Here is a 16,028-nt window from a genome sequence, read left to right on the forward strand (position 1 = left end):
TATTCATATTATAAAAAATCATCTCTTTATTAAGGGTTCATATTCGAACTAGGGCAATTGGACACGCGATAGTAATAATAACTGCTTTTCTTTTATGTTCTTCCCATTCAGCACGACACCGAGTACTTTCGCTTGTGCATTGATTGATAGTTCTTTTGCCTTTTGAGCTGCTTCATGCTGCATTCGTTTACCGCGCACAACAAGCAGAACTCCGTCACACGCATGGACTAGGATTTGGGATCGGTGACTGCGAGTACGGGAGGGGTATCGAATATGACCATTTCATAGTGTGCTTTTGCTTACTCTATTATATTTGTCATCGCTTGAGGTCCGTTACGGTTACCTTTTCGACCTGGGAGTCTGAACCAGACGAAAGGGAAATCTTGTTCGTTAACTGGCCAGTGGTTAGATTCAGATCAAGTTCATCAATTACATAATTCAATATGTACGGATGTTTCAACATGTCATTAAAAGTAGCAATTATACCAACATTCGTTTGAATTGTATTGTATTGTAGTTAAACTCGTCCGGTTCAGCAGACTTCTCACTCACCGCAAATCGCGCATTCGCTTCATACACTGGTGTCAGGACAAAATAACTAACTACTGCGCTAATTCCTGTTGCAATCACAATAAGTGAAACAATGAGCCACAATTGCTTCTTTAACACGTCAAAGATTTCCATGAGAGAATTCGTTTCTTCCATCCGTAAATCCCGCTTGATAGATATATGTCTCCTACTATATGGAGTCATTATAGCATAATCCAACAATATTTTACTGAATAATTCATTTAAAGTTAATATTATCCTATATTTGCATTTTTACATGCATTAAATCTCATAAATTCACAAAAACCCTTATCAATTGTCTAATATTAGTATTTATAATCCCGACTAAATCGTAAAAAGCGCTCTTTCTATAAAAGAGCGCTCGTGCTAACCTATTTCTCTATATACTCCAATACTCTTTCATCCCTCTTCAACTTCTCCTTAGCAAGCCTCCCCCAGTTCTTGACGGCATTCAGCGTTGTATTCTCCCTTTCCGCGATTTCTTGCAGGGATTGCTCACGCAGTATGAAGCCATCGAACCATTTCAGCTGGTTACCTGTTAAGACGCGGCTAATTTCTTTATATACATAAGGATCAATGAGATTAAACAAGAGTTGATCATAATACACCGCTTCTTCTTCTAAAAGGAGAGCACACTGCTCATCTTTCTCTTGGACGCGGTTGTCCTTACGCATCTTAGAGATGAGTCGGTTCCGTACGATAAAATACACATAGGACGACAACTTCCCTTTGTCTTCTTGAAACGATTGCACCGCTTCCCACAGAGCGAGTACTCCCTCCTGGTAAAACTCCCCGTAAGAATCACGAATGCGTAGTTTATGAATAATGTGATGAATCATCGGTGTGAACTGATCCATCATCCCCTCAAATTCTAAATCTTGTCTAGCCACTCTTTCCTCGTTTCCAAAAAGCGCGCTTTTTCCTTGTATTCCGCCGGTAAGAGCATCATATAACGAGAATCATTTCTCATCACGTCGACATACGTAACGTTCTGACGCCCAAACGTTACGTTTCCCCCCTGAAACGTCAAAAGTGGACAATCATCCTTTCTGTTTCTGTATAAATCCAAAAATTATGTATGAAAATTGTAATTTTTATAGGTATTTTGACATTTATAGTTGAAATATTTGGAATTATATAACTATAATATAGGTAATGTTGAGGTGAGTTTTCTAATCCCCATGATGAAAGGCCTTCAGAATCTCTCTAGTAATGGACCTCTGGCGAACACAGATGTGAGTGACCAATGAATGACGGGAGGAGGATCGGTGTCCATTTTTATAAGACACCGTGTAATGAATAGGCTTATAGAATTTAAAATTTGGGGGAAACAAAAAAATGAATAAAAATAACGAGATTCTTACACTGGAGAAAGACATCGTGACTCCATCGACAATGGTGCTCGCACCTTACCATCACGAATGGTACCAAGCAACAATTATCGATCGCTATGCTGGAGAAATCTATTCTAAGGAAACAACGTCCAAAATCATTGAATCGTCTTGTCTGCACTGGTCAAGTGCACCAGAGGGGATTCGGAGGGCGATGAGGTTTCAGTTGGATTTTCACAAAAAGTCACCACTTGCGATCCAACCCGAGTTGGACCTTTTCGGTTTTCCAACCATATCACCAGAGCAATTCGGATGCTTTTGGATCTTTCCGCGTCACGTTTGGAAAAAGGGCGGGGACAAGAATCGTTCGTACATCATTTTCCGGAATCAGGTTCGCATGGAGTTCCCGATTTCTTATTATGTATTAAACAAACAATTCCAGCGTACGTGTGAGATTTACTTTAAATACAAGATGGCCATGGCCGAGCAATAGCGACGTATTAAGGTCAGCCTCCCCGTTTCATCCCCCTTCCTCCGAGTCAGGAAGCCTGCTGTTTCCTGGCTTTTATTCTATAGAAAAAGGTGCTCGCTAGACTCTAGCGAGCACCTTCCTTATTCGTAATTACACTTTATTTCACATCAAAACGATCGGCGTCCATTACTTTCACCCAAGCATCTACGAAGTCACGCACAAACTTCTCCTTGTTATCAGCTTGCGCATACACTTCCGCATAAGAGCGAAGAATGGAATTCGAGCCGAAGACAAGGTCAACGCGCGAAGCCGTGTGAAGCAGCTCCCCACTCTTACGGTCGCGGCCTTCGTATTCGTTGTAATCAACCGGCTCCCACTTCATACCCATGTCTAATAGGTTCACGAAGAAGTCATTCGAAAGTGTTCCAACGTTGTCCGTGAATACACCGTGCTTCTTATTCCTATAGTTGGCCCCGAGCACGCGCATACCGCCGACGAGAACGGTCATCTCAGGTGCCGTCAGGCCGAGTAACTGAGATTTGTCGACGAGAATTTCTTCTGGGCTTAGTGTGTATTCCTTCTTCTCGTAGTTACGGAATCCATCAGCCATTGGTTCAAGAAACTCGAAGCTTTCTGCGTCTGTCATTTCCTGTGTCGCATCTCCACGGCCTTGAGTGAACGGAACCTTCACTTCAACTCCTGCCTTTTGTGCGGCTTTCTCAACCGCTGCTGAGCCACCGAGCACGATTAAATCAGCAAGGCTTACGTTTTTATGGAAGGTTGATTGAATGTTTTCATAGACTGATAGAACCTTCTCAAGCTCCTCAGGCTCGTTTACTTCCCAGTTACGTTGCGGAGACAGACGGATACGCCCGCCGTTTGCACCGCCACGTTTATCAGACTGGCGGTACGTGCTCGCTGCAGCCCAGGCGGTTTTAACAAGTTCGCTTACGGTTAGTTCAGAGTCGAGAATTTGAGCTTTTAAGTCTTCAATCTCGGAATCTATAAGCTTATAATCAACGGCTGGAATCGGATCCTGCCAGATAAAGTCTTCTTTCGGTACTTCTGGTCCTAGATAGCGAGATTTTGGACCCATGTCGCGGTGAAGCAGTTTGAACCAAGCCTTAGCGAACGCGTCGGCAAATTCTCCAGGACGCTGGTGGAAGCGACGAGAAATCTCTTCATAAACCGGATCTTCACGTAGCGCTAAGTCAGCTGTCATCATCATCGGCTCTTCTTTCATAGAAGGGTCTTCAGGGTCTGGCACCAAGTGCTCTTCTTGCATATCGATGGCTTTCCACTGATAAGCGCCAGCTGGACTCTTCGTCAGCTCCCACTCGTAGCCAAATAAAAGGTCAAAGTAGCTCATGTCCCACTTCGTCGGTGTAGGTGTCCACGCTCCGTGGATTCCACTAGTAATCGCATCGCGGCCTTTTCCGCTTCCGTGCGTACTGTTCCAACCAAAACCTTGTTCTTCGATGTCGGCAGCTTCCGGTGAGGCACCGACGTGAGCGACAGGGTCCCCTGCACCGTGGGTTTTACCAAACGTGTGACCACCAGCTGTCAGGGCAACGGTTTCCTCATCGTTCATGCCCATACGTCCGAACGTGTCACGAATATCTTTGGCACTGGCCAGAGGATCAGGATGGCCGTCTGGACCTTCTGGGTTTACATAAATCAGACCCATCTGGACAGCAGCAAGCGGCTGCTCAAGCTCGCGTCCTTCTTCATAACGATCGTTACCGAGCCATTCTGTTTCACTTCCCCAGTAAATGTCGTGTTCCGGGTGCCAAACATCTTCACGGCCTCCACCGAATCCAACTGTCTCAAGACCCATGTCTTCAAGCGCAACGTTACCAGCTAGAACTAGTAAATCTGCCCAGGATAGTTTATTGCCGTATTTTTGTTTAACAGGCCAAAGGAGGCGACGCGCTTTATCTAGGTTGCCATTATCCGGCCAGCTGTTCAATGGTGCGAAGCGTTGCTGACCTGTAGACCCACCGCCACGGCCGTCCGCGGTGCGGTATGTACCAGCCGCGTGCCAGGACATGCGTATGAAAAGCGGTCCATAGTGTCCATAATCAGCAGGCCACCACTCCTGACTGTCCTTCATCACTTCTTTCAAATCTTCCTTCACTGCTTTGAAATCAAGCTTCTGGAACTCTTCACGGTAGTCGAATTCTTCTCCCATAGGGTTCGGCTTCCGATCGTGCTGGTGAAGAATATCCAAATTCAGCTGATTCGGCCACCAATCCTTGTTCTTCGTACCAACCTTAATCGGAGTAATCGCACTCGTTTCCTCCTGCTTAACTCGCCCCGCTCCCGTAACCGGGCACCCTTCCGCCTGGCTATGTTGCATCTCATTCTTGTCCATAAATAATGCTCCTCTCTATTTGTGAAAAAATTAAATACGTTCTTAGATTATAATTATAATAAATAAGGGTTTGAATTGAAAGCGAGAAGACTTAGAAATTATGAAATTTTTATGAAGGTGTCCTGGGTTCTGGCGGTAACTATAGAGGTGTGTTATGTAGTCATGAACGCAGGCTTCTCTCTTTTATAAATAGGGTATGCGGAGGGTAATTGTTTAGAATAAGTGATTGCCAGAGAGGGGCGGAGAATTCCCACGTACTCTTTGAGATAGTTGTCTCCCTTCCCATTAGGCATAGAGCTGAAGTCTTTCGTTCAATAGAAAAGTGCCCGCTAGATAAGCGAGCACGTTCAATACATCTATCAATTATTGCTTTTCAATCAAGATTACAGCAGCAGATTCTGAATCAGCTTCATCTACCACTACACTCAACATAAGCTCCGGATCTTGCCACCAAAATGCGCTCAATCGGTAATCGACCGGATCATTATTCCAATCTAGATCATATTCATCCGCAGCGCCAATATCTCGTTCCATGTTGGCATAGAGCTCATCAAAGAGAACTTCTAACTCCTCAAAGCTATAGGATGTAACATCATTTAAATAAATGTATATATTATGCAATAGGTCATTTTCAAATTGGTAGATTACCGTTGCAGCATATCCATAAAAACCATTATTCGTATAGATTAGTTGGTTTGCCGTTTCCCCCGACAAAACCGCATCCTCTGCGTCGAGTACTTCTTGCCTTGTCATCCCTATAGATACATCGCCGTAAGAGAAGATGTTATCACTAGGTGTGGGCTCGTTTGCATAGGAGAGTGGGTAGTTAATCGGAATAGAGGAATAGTCCATGGATAAGTAATCTTCCCATACCATGGCTTCATCAATGGCAACTGCGAAATTTAAAGCCGCATTGGAATCTATTCCACTTGATGTGATCCCTACAAGATTGGCTTGGTCATCAAAGAGCCCTCCACCAGAACTACCATGATCGATTTCTGCATCGATTTGAATACGTTTTACCCCATTCTCTTCACGGAATGCACTTACATTCCCTTGAGATGCAGAATTGGACAATCCCTTAGGACTACCAATCGCTATAACCGGATCGCCTTTTGATAAGGAATCAACTGTACCGATTCGAACAGGAGACTGTTCAAACGGTTCTGTCGTTTTAATAAGAGCTAAATCCTTTTCTACGTCCATCTCTACAATGCCAGCAATATCAAGAATCGTTCCATCCGTGAACGTAACGGTACCTTGTTGGATCTCGTTAATAACATGTTGATTCGTCAAGATTAGCCCGTCGCCTACAACGACACCACTACCCTGACTTGTGTATTCAGAAGTCTTCACCTCAACGGTAACGACTTTCTCGTCGACCTCTGCTATAATATCTGCCGCGGATTTATTTGGATTCTCTTCCACCACAAATGACATGTTCGATGAAGTCGCGGCTCCCTTTCCCGCCTCAGAACGTACTTCATCCGTAACCACGAGGTTGTAAGATTCTCCATATGTATAATAGTCTTTATAGTCTACTTTCACTTTTCTAAGCGAATAATCGAGCGTTACGTCTACATTTGTTAATTTCGCCCCCGTTGAATCGGTTATGTAGATCGTTCTCTCATTAATTGATTCCGGGTCCATTTCTGTGTTGAAGGCAACAGTCCAGACATTATCCGTTCTCACATTATCTTGCGACCATTCCTCCGCACTCACAGGTTCAATCCCTATGAACAACAGAAGAATAAAGGAGAAGATAGAGATGAGATATAATTTTTTTAGCAAACAAGCACCCCTTTGAAGTATTTTCATAACACTACCAATATACCATATACTGCTAAATATTTGACCTCTAGTGTGGGTTCTACGATTATTTGATAGTTCCTTAAGCAGCGCAGTTGATTCAATTCAGTTCATCCATATAAAAGATCACCTTTACATTCATAAAGGCGATCTTCCATCACGAGTTATTGCAGCATGTCAAAGAAGTTTACGGTATATTTAAGAGATTGATCATTCCCGTTATGATCTTTTAACCCTTCTATCTTCACTTCATACAAGCCCTCATACTCCGTTATCTCTTCTGGGTCAGGCCTGAATATAATACAATAAGGAACTCCCATATATTGATTGTTTACATTGAAGTATTCTCCAAGCACGTTACGTTCACTTGTGTTAAGCTCGCTATCACTCTCATCTAGCGTCCAAGATTTCCCGTCTGATATTCTCTTTAATTGGACTTCTATTTCATCCATATTCGGAGGTTGATAGTTTGCGGGATTTAGAGATACCGACCAAGGAACATCACTTTTAAAGAACTCATTAGGGAAGTATTGATTATCTCCTGGCCAGCCAATGTAATCATACTCGACTTTCTCTACCCTACTTTTATCAAAAATCTGCATCGCTGAATAAGTGTAGTAATAATAATCATTCATGTCTTTGTTGAGTGCAAACCCAAATCCTATCTTCTTAAGCGGAGGGTTCAATATCCAGCGGCGATGGCCAACTGCGTCAATGTTAGATGCGCCTTCATCCATCATATAACTGTAGACTGACCCTTCCAATGTACCCATTTGAATCGTATCTTCTACTTCATAGGAAGAAGTATAGTCTTCCCTAGTGTATTGCTGACTCAGATTACTGGTTGATGTCGATGTATATCCAATATCAAAGAATTCATCACTCATCCCACCTGGCTTTGGTGGGTGATGACTTAAATAACCATTTGCTGCAGTGACAACTGAACCATATTGGGCTTGTTCATTCAAAGATGGACTAAGTTCTAAATCATCAGGCAAGCCAGCCAGATACCTAACGAAATTAGACATCCGAACACCGTCTTCTAAGAATCCATCTTTTATTTCTCCCATCGCGTAAGGGGAAGATATACTGGGAGCTACGGCAAATGGGTCACCTTGGAATTGAGGCTTATACGCGTTCCATTTAGCCACAACTTCTTCTTTAGTGTTGTTCATTTCTGGATGTTGTTTTATCTTGAAATCCATGCGAACTTCTTCTTGTAAACTTTTATTACCTGCTGATGCAACATCGCTACTGATTATTAATGTATATGTTTCCCCATTCGTATACCCTTCACTTGGAGCTTCAACAATAACTCTCTTCTTGCCTTCGCTCAATGAAACAGCAACGTCAACTGCATTATCTTTTGAATTCTCAACCCTGATCATGTTAAGGATTGATCTATCCATTTCAGTATTAAACTCTATCGTCCAATCTTTATCAGGGGGAACATCCGTTACAGAATCAAATTCTTTAAAACTAGTAGAGGCAAGACTAGTACTTGAGACAACGAGTAATAAAACCATAAATACTAATGTAGATAGACTATACTTCATTTTTTTCATTGAATTTCCTCCAATAATGATATTAGCTAGAAACGCTCAACTTGCTTACATGTATTATATCGGGGGGGATTACCTGGAGTTTAAATGTCATATTTCTTTAACGTCTCTTCATGTAAAGAAAGGCCCCCACTCAGCTTCAATGACTGGAATGCTATAAAAAAAGTGACCCTATCGTTTAATCGATGAGTCACCTTTGTGATTAGTCTTCCACTTTTACTTGGATTACTTCACCGTTCTCAATGTCCTCTTCAGAGAACGTAAACGGTATTTGTAGTACTCGGTAATCATTCTTGTCTTCTTTATAATTGAAAGGAAATAATTTTTCTTGGTCTCCAACGTTCAGACTTAAGTATAAGTCTTCATGACCTGGGCCAAATTCTGTGGATTCTGCTTCTATTTTAAGAGCGTGAGCTAATCCACCGACATTTTTAATTAAATAGTTATGATTTTTTACTAAATTACTCATATGTAAAATTCCTCCCTGTGAACTTCTATACTACTATTATGCAGGATTACCAAAATTTCGACAATCCCCATTTAGCACTCACATAAGCTACCCCAAACTAAAAAACCTCTCTAAAGAGAGAGGTTTTCGCGCTAGCCTTGAATAATGACTTCAGATTTCTCTAGTTCTTTTGTTTTCACTTCAGTAATTTCAATATTACGGAAGGCTTTACGTTCTTTATTGTACGTAAGTGCTATCGTTTTATTGTTTGTCTTAACAGAAACTTTGCTATCCTTAGTCGCACCTTTAAGATCATCCAACTTGATTTCTACTCCACTTACTCCAGTAAGGATCTCTACAGCGTTTCCATTTACCTCTTTGAAGGTATATGTCTCCTTGTCAGATGAATTGGATTCTCCTAATTCTCCTGATTCACCATCACTACTTGCCTTTTTATCAGATTCAGAGTCTTTCTTTTCATTACCTTCTGAGGATTCACTATTTGCGTCTGCTTCTTTATCAGAGGAGTTATTTTCATCAGATGAGCTGTCTTTATTTTCGCTATCTGTCTCTCCGTTATCTTGAGTAGATGAATCAGAATCACCGTTTTCAGAATCTCCTCCATCACTACCTTTTGTACCTTGCTCCTCTTCGTCAGAAGACTCACTGTCTTGTTCACCAGAATCGGCTTCATCTTTACCCTCTGTGGACTTATCATCTTTCGTCGTTTCAGCTTCTGGCGCGTTCTCAGCTTTTTCCTTACTAGCTTCATCAGAGCTGCATCCGGCTACTATAAGCACGAGTGTTAATAACATCGGGGATACAAACTTCTTCAACAATGCGAACTCCTCCTACATTAGTTATTGATAATTGTTCACTAAAATCTAGTATAACATGGTAATACTTTCTAGTAATAGGGCTTAAATAGTAATTTAATATTAGTATTCTCATCCCGTTTAAAACTTTTAAAAGTGTATATATTGTAATCCTTCTTCAGAAGGGGGCGTGATACGGTATAAATCTTATGTTTCTCCTGACAACTCTCGGGTAAAAGGTATTCAGCACGAAAATGGATCTACAGCGAAACAAATCCGTTCTATTGATTCTATGATGTTAGAATACACACACAATCTCAGTGGCAACGGTGAACTAGCTCTTCAGAGAGCTAAGACACATTTAGGTGACTTTTTAATATATGCTAAATCATGCGCGAGATCAGCATACAAAGAGGTTGAGTCTAAGTATTATAAAATCATAAAAACCCCTTACATTCGCTGGAAAATTCTTAACGGACTGGCATTTTAGGATTAAAAAATGCTTATGTAGATAGAGTGAATAGTACGATGAGAAGAGAAGTGCTGGATTATCTAATTTCACTACATGATACACATTTAGCAAAGAAACTAGCGGAATATATTCATTACTACAACAATGATCGCACACATCAAGGTATTAACAGGAAGACACCTAATCTCTGTCCAACCTATTTGCCAATTAGTGTAGAAAACAGCAAATTAAAAGAGACTCTTGTGTTGGGTAGCTTATACCATACCTACAAAAGAGTCTCCTAGTTCCATATAATATCCGAACGATCTTAGCCTTTTTGAAATATCACTTTGAAAAGGTTTATTTTGCATGCCATCTTTCCAATCCCAACTCATTCTCCCCATCAGCTATCTACATCTTTTCTTTCAAACAGTACTATCAATCTACAATTTCAGACCAATAATGATAGATTTGAACCTCATTTTTCGTCGGATTTAAATTCTGAAGTCGACAGTCGCTTAAGTTTTTTTATATAAATCAGCCTTTTTAAAAGTTACTTAGAAAGGCTTTTTTTACATGTAGTTTTTTTAGTAGTACGAATGATAGATTTGAATTTAGACTACCTTAGAAGTTTTTACTTATACGTGACGATTTAAAGAACATTTATTTTGAAATTTCTTCAAATGTATATTTTAGTGTTGCTCAGGAAAATCTAGCTTCATATACTCTCTCCCCCTTCAGCATTATTCAGCACCTCATTTATAGTGGGTTTTACACACTAATTATCAAAGAGGCGCTCAAGCATTAGGCCCCATAAAAATTTTCAGACAATATAAAGGCTTTACTTTAAATCAGAATAAATCTCTTCAGTAATTGTAGTCTTTGAGACACCATATTTATATACTTCGTCCTTCAGGTTATAAACAGTTTTTTTCGCTTGAGCCAGAGTAATGATATTATCTTTAGGTTGATTAACCCACTTATCTAACGTAAAATTCAACACTTCTCCATCTTCAGTTAAATGAATATTCAACACCTGTAGTATACTATCCAGATCATGAATATCAGAGGCTACTTTTAAACGACTAATATGATTATCTAGAAGAGATATTTTAGACTCCAATTCTTCTATATAATTATCTTGTTTAAGATCATCTACATTTTTATATTTTAAGTTTGATACTACCCATGCTCTTCCTAGAGATCCTAAATTAAGAAAGGACTGAATTCCTTCATTTATTAGAAATGTTTCAATTGATTCAGAGTGGGTTTTGTTTAGATGTGTACTTTCTTTAATAGCTCTATTATTAATATATTTCTTAAGCGATCTAATTCTAAATTGGCATTCAAGGTATCTCTCAGAATTATGAACTAAACCATTCAACATTTCTTCTACCTTTAATATATCATGAAGCGTAATAGTAGAATTTGATTCAAGTGTATCAAGTTCTTTAGAGAGGTTGTGAAATAAAATATCAGTATTTATATATGGAGTAGTAGTAATATTCACTTCTTCTGGAAGATTCAAAAACACTTCCTCCTCAGTTGCAATAGTTCCTAATGATGTTGACATTGTTATCATACATACTCACCCCTAGGTTAATAGTTTATGTATAAAAAGAAGCCAGCCTAAGTGGCTGGCTTCTTAAGAATTTATCTTTATTGACCAGCTACGTTTATAGCTTCATCAATGTCAGCTTCGATAGCAGTAATAGTAGTATAATCTACTTGGTTACCATCTTCATCAACTGGGAAGGCATTCAAGAATGCTTCTGCAACTTGGATTTGCTCTGAAGCGCTTAGGTTATCATATGCATCATAACCGATACCTTCTAGTGCAGTATCCATAGCCGTGATAGACCCGCTAATACCTACATTGTTAACACCGGAAACAGCTGACGCTTGTGCATCGATTGCAGTTTTAAGTTCTCCAGCATTAGTACCATCTTCAATGGCTGCAACTGTAGCGTACTCTCCATTAGCAGTAATATCCTCCACAATAAGTTCTGCAACTTCCAATTTCTCTACAGAAGAAAGGTTAAGATATGCTGATGCATCAGTTGCTAGAGAGTATTGTACTAGTGCAGTACGTGCTTCCGTAGCAGTTGTCGCATTGTTAAGTGCAACACGTGCATTAATTGCATCAACAGCGTCTTGAAGATCTTCAACGCTTGTTGCAGTTGTAACTAAACTCAAGTCATCAAAGTAAGCTTGAGAGTTATCTTCAACTACTCCATCCAAGTTAAATACGTCGTAATTAAGCGCAGTTAATACTTGTTCAGTTGTAGTAATTGGAGTACCGTCTGCAAGGTTTCCATTCTGCAACGCTGTTAGATTTGTAGATGGATCATTAACTGTAGTAATAGTGCTATTCACATCAGCTACGTTAGAGATAGTAGCACCATCAAAAGCAGATAGATACTCGTCTGTTAGTTCGTCAATAACATTATCCATATCGAATGAATCTGATACTGAAGCTAGACGCTCAAGCAATTCTACTAATTCTTCTTCAGTAGTAGAAGAATCAACATTTTCTAGTGCAGTAACTGCAAGAGAAACTTGTGCAGAATTAGTATTAGTAATCAGCGTGCTGATTTCGCTTGGCTCATCTTTATCTGCATCGTTTGCATTCTCCACTGTTGTTAGATATTCACCCAGAAGAACTTCATTAACAACATCATAGTTAAATGCAGTGCTTACATCACTCAAGTTCATCAATGCGTTCTTAAGAGAAGTTTTTGTTGTCGCTTCATCTACTGAGATAACAGCATCTTGAATAGCAATTCTTTCTAATAGGTCTGCTTTTGCAGTTTCATTTTCGCCATCTTCTTTAACCCATGTATTTACAAGATCTTTCGCTTCATTTAAGTCATCACGATCTAGAGAAGCTTCAGCTGTAGTAACAGCTTGTACAGCTTTGTTATAGTTTACAGTATCAATATCTGCTTGAATATCTGTTACAGATGTTTCTGAACCATCTAGAACTGTATCGTATGCTGAAATAAAGTCAGCATTCACATTTGAGAAGTGGTCATCTTCAAGTGCAGTTAGAAGTTCAACTTGGTTTGTTGATGTGTTAACTGCTTCAACAGCTTCTGCAGCAGTTTGGCCATCGTTGGACTCATCAATAATTGCTTGAATATCTTCTACAGAATCCTTATCTTCTCCATCAGCGGATTGAAGTGCTGTATAATACTCGTCGATATTATCATCGATAACAGCTGAGAAGTAATCAGACTGTAGAGCTTCAAGTAATTCTACTTGGTTTGAAGAAGATAACACGTTATCAACGGCCGCTTGAGCAGCAGCGTCAAATTCAACTCCGTCAACTGTCCAAGTTCCTAGTTCTACTTCATCTAATTCATTTTCAAATTCGAATGTTGCAGTAGTTTCACCGTAGCTTAAATCTTTTGCTTTTACTTCTACAGTTTCACCACTAGGGTTTGTAACCATAACTGTTGCATCCAAGCGTGTATCATCTAAAGAATCAAAGTTTACAGTGACACCAGTTTTGTCTACTGATGTTACGGATTCAACACCAATAGTATAGTCAAACTCAAGTTCTACACCATTTACAGTCACAGTACCCTTAGCATAGTCTAGGCTAGGGTGAGTAAGAGTATATACGGAACCATCTTCGTTAGATTCAGCAGACTCTAAAGTAACCTCTTCACCATTCACTTCTACTTCAAAATCTTCTGTTGTCAGTTCAGTATTCGCTTCTTCCACTGTTACTTCAAGAGAAGTATCGTTAATCGCACTTACCGTTCGTTAAACCCACGGCACAAAAACACCCTAAATCCTTATATACCAAGGGTTTAGGGCTATTTCAATTTATCTTCAAAGTAAGGTTTATTGATATTTTATGAAGTTATCTAGTTCCCGATATTTTTCATTCCAAAGCACTTGATATGCCCTTGTATACTTCAGCCAGCGCTATTGTATTTTTACTACGCCCAGTAGTTTCCTGATCCCCCGTTTCACCACTTTATCAGATTTAAATCACCTAAATTCTCTAGATGTTACTCATCAAAAACTCTCTTCTGGATAATACCGACTCCTTCACATAGAATTTGATGATATTTATCCATAAGAATTTTTCCCTATGGGCTCTGTTAGTTGATCCATTTAAGTGCAGCTCTCCTCCGACTGCGCTTGGCATACCAACAGTATACAAAAATTCACTTCCAATATTAATGTATGTATTCTGATGTATACTTCACAATTAGTGTATGCCTAATTCACTAATTTATAAATTGAAATAATTAACATAAATGTCTAGCAATCAGTACAACTATTTACAACTTTAAGTTACTTTAAACTACTTACTTTTTTTGGATAAAGAACTCTAACTATAGGGAATATGGGATTTTAGATGTATATCAAACACACCTTTATCTCTCACATATATATCTACATCTCTGTTCCAATAGTGAAGAACTCTAATAGATAAGATAATGTCACTTGCACAAGATATGATTGCCAACATAGCACAACTAATGAAAAACCATGCATGAAGAGGCAATAGTATCATTGATACTGTTAAAATAATGCTATTGCACATAAGGGGGAACAAAGCAATTATATGAAGATTCCGCGAGTTAAGGGGTGTTTCAAAGATACATGCTCTCCTCTTCGTATTAGCTTCACCATTAACCCCAAAGACTCTACCAGCCCATTCATGAAGTTTTTCATGTGTGTATGCACTTATAAAATAAGTTATCCATACCGCATACATTAAAATTGTTAATATAGATATTTTTAACTCACGTGATAAATACAAATCTACTCCTAGAGATACATAGAACCCTATCCCAATCACCAGGGGGAGAATCAGAATATTAATTAGTTTGTATGGTGTTCTTATTCGCTTTACCATAATTCACCCTCTTTTTTTTAAGCAGTGATCCAATACATTTGAAAGGATATCAAAAATAAAAGTCACCTCAGTAATACTACCAAAGATTATATATTTGAATGCCACTTACCAGTGTTAATGAACATAACTCCTTTAATTGGCTTCATATCCCATTAATACTGAAGTGTTGAATCAATCCCAAAATTCTCCCGTGTCAATACGGTGATGACAACTAGAACAAAACCATTGCCAAGTTAATCCACCATATTGCGATCGCAAATATGTCCCACCCATGTTTTTTTGGCATTCAGGGCATTCAGGCGGCTCAAGAGTATACATAGTTCTATTAATCCGTTCTACTTCTTGTACTTCTTCCTTAGTTACAATCATGTCGTCAATTGTCCTAAAGACCTCTTTCACATTTATAGAATAGTGTAATTCTACAGAATCAAATAATTCCTTTAAATCTGGGTGAATTTCACTTTCTTTGCCAACTTTACTAAAGTCAGTTTTGTTACCCGTAATAAAATAAGCATTCTTTATCTCATTCTTTTGAAGGTACTCTACAGTACTTAACGCTATTAAAGCATCGCCAAATGAGTTGTTTTTCTTATGAAAAGGTGCTTTCTTGGCTAATCCCATTTCAGTAGCTTTTATTTTACTATTATCTGTAGTCGGAATAGTTTCACCGCTCAAAATTAATTTTTCAACTCTTGAGATATACTCTTCTGATTTAACTACTGCATATTCGTCTTTTTTACCACTTACACTTTCGATAAGTCCCGATAGAACCTCTTTTTCCTCTCCACTTAGATAGTCTTTAAGCTTCTTGGAGTTAGAAAGGGCCCCTTTTATATTATTTTTATAATGAGTACGCACAAGCTCAGATTTTCCGTTAAACCATTCTTCTTTCACTTGTTCTGGTAAGATTATTATTGCTTTGTTAGATTCAACTAAATTCTCCAATTGTGGCAGAGCATCAGGGAATACATCTTGGGCTAAAAAAACCCATATATCGGTATCCAATATTACGTGGTACAAATGAATAACCTCCATTTATTAACTATAAGTAAGTTATTCGACAATAACCTCAGAAGTCCTTCTATATTACTAGCTTTCATAAACCTGCAAGCATGTACATATATAAAAAGTAAACTATTCAAAGGAGATGAACTGGTGTATTATTCTATCCTGTTTGTTCTTTCAGCGTTGTTTTTATATTTGCTCAGTCGTCTTTTACATTCTCGTTCAGATAGTAATAAACCAAAACAAAAGAGAAGAATACATTATAAAAGGCAGCTATTCGTGAATATCATTAGTAATCGTATCTTCTATTAC

The 16,028-nt window shown here is 39.1% G+C and carries 16 protein-coding genes; 3 read left to right on the top strand and 13 right to left on the bottom strand.

All coding sequences use genetic code 11. The features are described from left to right. Positions 1–48: 48 nt before the first annotated feature. The 4 genes from ACYX4O_RS18540 to ACYX4O_RS18555 form a co-directional block, all read right to left on the bottom strand. Positions 49–198: a hypothetical protein gene (locus ACYX4O_RS18540; RefSeq protein ID WP_476353021.1), complete on the bottom strand. Its 150-nt coding sequence runs from the start codon at positions 196–198 to the stop codon at positions 49–51. Positions 199–316: 118 nt separating this feature from the next. Then, a complete protein-coding gene (locus ACYX4O_RS18545) occupies positions 317–463 on the bottom strand; it encodes a hypothetical protein (RefSeq protein ID WP_476353023.1) in 147 nt (48 codons plus the stop codon). A gap of 17 nt (positions 464–480) precedes the next feature. Then, positions 481–705 carry a Wzz/FepE/Etk N-terminal domain-containing protein gene (locus ACYX4O_RS18550; RefSeq protein ID WP_476353025.1) on the bottom strand — a complete coding sequence of 75 codons (225 nt, stop codon included), beginning with the start codon at positions 703–705 and terminating at the stop codon, positions 481–483. A 236-nt stretch (positions 706–941) separates the two neighbouring features. Further along, on the bottom strand, positions 942–1,460 hold the full coding sequence (locus ACYX4O_RS18555) for a sigma-70 family RNA polymerase sigma factor (RefSeq protein WP_476353027.1): 519 nt from the start codon (positions 1,458–1,460) through the stop codon (positions 942–944). Between the two features lie 448 nt (positions 1,461–1,908). Between ACYX4O_RS18555 and ACYX4O_RS18560 the strand changes: the two genes are divergently transcribed. Continuing rightward, on the top strand, positions 1,909–2,394 hold the full coding sequence (locus ACYX4O_RS18560) for a competence protein ComK (protein WP_476353029.1): 486 nt from the start codon (positions 1,909–1,911) through the stop codon (positions 2,392–2,394). A gap of 136 nt (positions 2,395–2,530) precedes the next feature. On the opposite strand, the gene katG is transcribed toward ACYX4O_RS18560, so the two are convergent. The 5 genes from katG to ACYX4O_RS18585 form a co-directional block, all read right to left on the bottom strand. Then, positions 2,531–4,747 carry a catalase/peroxidase HPI gene (gene katG / locus ACYX4O_RS18565; RefSeq protein ID WP_476353031.1) on the bottom strand — a complete coding sequence of 739 codons (2,217 nt, stop codon included), beginning with the start codon at positions 4,745–4,747 and terminating at the stop codon, positions 2,531–2,533. 363 nt (positions 4,748–5,110) lie between these two features. Next, positions 5,111–6,538, bottom strand: coding sequence for a trypsin-like peptidase domain-containing protein (locus ACYX4O_RS18570; protein ID WP_476353033.1), 1,428 nt, complete (start codon positions 6,536–6,538; stop codon positions 5,111–5,113). A gap of 182 nt (positions 6,539–6,720) precedes the next feature. Next, positions 6,721–8,121 (bottom strand): CAP domain-containing protein, encoded by a 1,401-nt coding sequence (locus tag ACYX4O_RS18575; protein WP_476353035.1) that lies wholly within the window; start codon positions 8,119–8,121, stop codon positions 6,721–6,723. Between the two features lie 199 nt (positions 8,122–8,320). Beyond that, positions 8,321–8,587 carry a hypothetical protein gene (locus tag ACYX4O_RS18580; RefSeq protein WP_476353037.1) on the bottom strand — a complete coding sequence of 89 codons (267 nt, stop codon included), beginning with the start codon at positions 8,585–8,587 and terminating at the stop codon, positions 8,321–8,323. A gap of 131 nt (positions 8,588–8,718) precedes the next feature. Then, positions 8,719–9,405: a hypothetical protein gene (locus tag ACYX4O_RS18585; RefSeq protein ID WP_476353038.1), complete on the bottom strand. Its 687-nt coding sequence runs from the start codon at positions 9,403–9,405 to the stop codon at positions 8,719–8,721. A gap of 166 nt (positions 9,406–9,571) precedes the next feature. Between ACYX4O_RS18585 and ACYX4O_RS18590 the strand changes: the two genes are divergently transcribed. Next, positions 9,572–9,871, top strand: a complete 300-nt coding sequence (locus ACYX4O_RS18590; RefSeq protein WP_476353040.1) for a hypothetical protein — start codon at positions 9,572–9,574, stop codon at positions 9,869–9,871. Continuing rightward, complete coding sequence (locus tag ACYX4O_RS18595; protein WP_476357208.1) at positions 9,865–10,137, top strand: integrase core domain-containing protein; 273 nt, start codon at positions 9,865–9,867, stop codon at positions 10,135–10,137. Before ACYX4O_RS18590 ends, ACYX4O_RS18595 begins: the two co-directional genes overlap by 7 nt. Positions 10,138–10,673: 536 nt before the next feature. On the opposite strand, the gene ACYX4O_RS18600 is transcribed toward ACYX4O_RS18595, so the two are convergent. The 4 genes from ACYX4O_RS18600 to ACYX4O_RS18615 all read right to left on the bottom strand — a co-directional run bounded on the left by ACYX4O_RS18600 (position 10,674) and on the right by ACYX4O_RS18615 (position 15,716). Further along, positions 10,674–11,414: a hypothetical protein gene (locus tag ACYX4O_RS18600; RefSeq protein ID WP_476353041.1), complete on the bottom strand. Its 741-nt coding sequence runs from the start codon at positions 11,412–11,414 to the stop codon at positions 10,674–10,676. A 77-nt stretch (positions 11,415–11,491) separates the two neighbouring features. Further along, on the bottom strand, positions 11,492–13,561 hold the full coding sequence (locus ACYX4O_RS18605) for a hypothetical protein (RefSeq protein WP_476353043.1): 2,070 nt from the start codon (positions 13,559–13,561) through the stop codon (positions 11,492–11,494). Between the two features lie 619 nt (positions 13,562–14,180). After that, positions 14,181–14,711 carry a hypothetical protein gene (locus ACYX4O_RS18610; protein WP_476353045.1) on the bottom strand — a complete coding sequence of 177 codons (531 nt, stop codon included), beginning with the start codon at positions 14,709–14,711 and terminating at the stop codon, positions 14,181–14,183. Positions 14,712–14,882: 171 nt separating this feature from the next. Continuing rightward, positions 14,883–15,716 (bottom strand): PIN domain-containing protein, encoded by an 834-nt coding sequence (locus ACYX4O_RS18615; protein WP_476353046.1) that lies wholly within the window; start codon positions 15,714–15,716, stop codon positions 14,883–14,885. Between the last annotated feature and the right edge of the window lie 312 nt (positions 15,717–16,028).

This window comes from Pontibacillus sp. ABV4_188 (assembly GCF_056311905.1).